The sequence below is a fragment of the Psychrobacter glaciei genome, assembly GCF_014652895.1.
In the GTDB taxonomy this organism is placed as follows: domain Bacteria; phylum Pseudomonadota; class Gammaproteobacteria; order Pseudomonadales; family Moraxellaceae; genus Psychrobacter; species Psychrobacter glaciei.
On record NZ_BMZR01000014.1, the window covers coordinates 1 to 3,281 of the forward strand.

2 protein-coding genes are annotated in these 3,281 nt (G+C 39.3%); both read left to right on the plus strand.

Annotated elements, in window-relative coordinates; all coding sequences use genetic code 11:
- Positions 1–14 precede the first annotated feature (14 nt).
- Complete coding sequence (locus IE130_RS14075; protein WP_189587021.1) at positions 15–2,552, plus strand: YadA-like family protein; 2,538 nt, start codon at positions 15–17, stop codon at positions 2,550–2,552.
- A 59-nt stretch (positions 2,553–2,611) separates the two neighbouring features.
- A partial coding sequence (locus IE130_RS14080) for a hypothetical protein (protein WP_189587023.1) occupies positions 2,612–3,281 on the plus strand: 670 nt, incomplete at its 3' end.

The window sequence follows — 3,281 nt, forward strand, 5'->3', positions numbered from 1 at the left end:
TAGGTTACGACAGTGTGGCGTTGGCTCAAAACAGTACAGCAGTTGGCGCAATTGCTCTAGCAACAGGCGCAAACAGCACCGCAATGGGACAAAACGCACAAGCCACTCGAGAGAATGCAACGGCATTGGGTCGCAATGCTATTGCTAATGGTACCAACTCATTATCTGTAGGAGCGTCTAACGAGTCTTTAGCGAATAGAACGACAGCGGTTGGTTCTAATAATATCGTTGAAGCAGCAAGTTCATCGACCATTGGACAGTCTAATATTATAAAAGCCACGAGTCCTACCACTACTAGCAGAGCAGTAAATAATACTGTGGCGAACAGCCATGCACTTGGAAATAATAATATTATCAACTCAAGTGATACATTTGTTTTGGGTTCTAATATTAATAACACAGGGCAAGTTGATAACGCTGGTAACGCCATACCAATAGGTAATACAGTCAAAAACTCAGTCTATCTAGGCAACAATACGGTTGCAACTACAGGCGACAAAGTGGGAACACAGTTGTTACAAAGTAGCGGACAACAAGGCAATACGACGACTGCTGGAAACACTGGCAGAGTGGCCAATACAGTAATAGGTAGCATCGATTACAATAACTTTGCAGCAAGTACGGCAAACGGTGTTATATCAGTAGGATCAGCCAATAATGAACGTAGAATTCAAAACGTAGCAGCTGGTGAAATATCCCAAACCTCCTCAGATAGTGTCAATGGTAGTCAGTTATATTCTGTTGCGATGAATACCTCACTAAATAGAGATATTGCACTTAAAAATCAGAGTGATATTGCTGCGGCCAAAGTTGAAATCGATGATACCAAAAATGCTTTAACCACCGCTAATACTCTTATTTCGACAAATACGGCCAACATTGCATCTAATGCGACTGATCTAGTCACTGTTAAGTCCGCCACTTCTAAAAACACTAATGATTTAGTGACAGCCAATAATGCAATTTCTCAAAATACTAGCTCGATCGCTCAGTATGCAAGTGCTCTTGGTACTATCAACACAAGTGTGTCCGACAATACAAGTGCATTGACCACGGCCAACGCAGGTATTGCTAAAAATACTGATGATTTAGTAATAGCAAATGCAGGGATTGCCAAAAACACTGGTGATTTAGTAATAGCAAACGCAGGAATTGCTAAAAATACTGGTGATCTAGTAACGGCCAATAACGCGATTTCTAGCAATACGAATATCATTTCACAAAACGTGGGTAAGCTCATTGTTATTGAGTCTGAAGTTTCAAAAAACACGAATGATTTAATCAATGCCAACACCAAGATTTCAAAAAATGCTGATGACTTAATCAATGCCAATACCAAGATTTCGAAAAACACGGATGATTTAGCCAATGCTAATACCAATGTTTTGAAAAATACGGATGACTTAATCAATGCTAATACTAAGATTTCGAAAAACACAGATGATTTAGCCAATGCTAATACCAAGATTTCGAAAAACACAGATGATTTAGCCGATGCTAACACCAAGATTTCGAAAAACACGGATGATTTAATCAATGCCAATACTAATATTTCAAAAAACACAGATGACTTAATCACTGCCAATACTAAGATTTCAAAAAATATAGATGATTTAGCCACTGCCAATACTAAGATTTCGCAAAATAAAGGCGATATCCTGAAAAATAGTGAAAACTTAGTGACAGCGAACAGTACGATAGCTAAAAATAGCAATGATATTTTAAAAAATGCAGAAGATTTAGTTAGCGCAAACAGTGGTATAGCTAAAAACAGAGATGATCTAATAACAGCAAATACAGTGATATCTCAGAATTCAAATGATATCTCAAGTAACAAAAATGATTTGAATGTGGCGAATGTGGCTATCGCTAAAAACAGCGATGACTTAATAACAGCAAATACAGCTATTGCTAAAAACACAAACGATTTGGTCGATACGGCTGCTAACGTCGCTAGTCTAGATTCAGTAGTTCAGCAGAATACTACTAAGATATCTAAAGGAATTACATTTAACGATGGTACAAATAGCACTACACATCAGTTAGGCGATACGATTGCAGTGAAGAGTACCAATCAGAATGTATCTGTTCAAACGACAAGTGAAGGCATTAGTGTAGGACTAAGCAACGACATTCAGGTAAATAGCATTCAAATCAATAATGGCCCTAGTCTATCCAACAATGGCATAAATGCTGCCAATAGCAGAATAACCAATGTATCTCCAGGTGTTAATTATAATGATGCTGTGAATGTTGGACAGTTATCAAAAGTGTACGAATACTCACGTGAATATTCACGACAAGGTGATGAAATTGCTTACAAAGGCATAGCGATGTCAGCAGCCTTATCCAACGGTTCAGACGCAGTGGCTAGACCTGGTCAGCTGTCAGGTATGATCGGAGTAGGAAACTTTAAAAGCAATACTGCCATGGCAATTGGCATAACATATTTGAGTAAGGAAAGTAATTATAAGCTAACAGGAGGGTTTGCATATGCTGGAAGTGATGACATCTTATATCAGGGTGGGCTTGCTTTTGCGATAGGTCGATAAAACATTCTTTTAACAAAACATTTTTAATATCTAATTAAATAATTCAGAGAGGGAATATTATGCAAACCAATTTTCAGCGTAAGCTTTTAGCCATAGCCATTACTACAGCGACCGGCGCACTATTTATGTCACCAGTTATGGCAGCTGGTACTGTTAATACAATACAATGTGGAACGGGACCAAATCAGACAGGGGCAACGGACTGTTCTAGTAGTTCCGATTTAAATTCGGACTTGGTTATTACAAACACTGGTACTAACGGTGGTTCCCTATCGGTAGCAGGCGCTACTGACTTAGGTACCACATTGGATGTTGCTGGTACAACCACGACAAATGGTATTAGTAATACTGGTAATATCACTACCGGTAGCCTTACTACGACTGGTACTACGACTAACAATGGTGCCACGATTAATAATGGTACTACGACTAATAATGGTGCCACTATTAACAATGGTACTACGACTAACAATGGTGCGACTCAAATAAATAACACATTAGGTGTTACAGGCCAATCCACCACTAACGGTATCGGTAACACAGGTGATATAGCTAACTCAGGCGACATCACTAACGGTGGCGATATCGCTAACACAGGTACTTTAACGAATACTGGCGCTACTGAACTACAAGACACGCTAAGTGTTGCGGGACAATCGACTACTAATGGTATCGGTAACACAGGTGATATAGCTAACTCAGGCGACATCACTAACGGTGGCGATATCG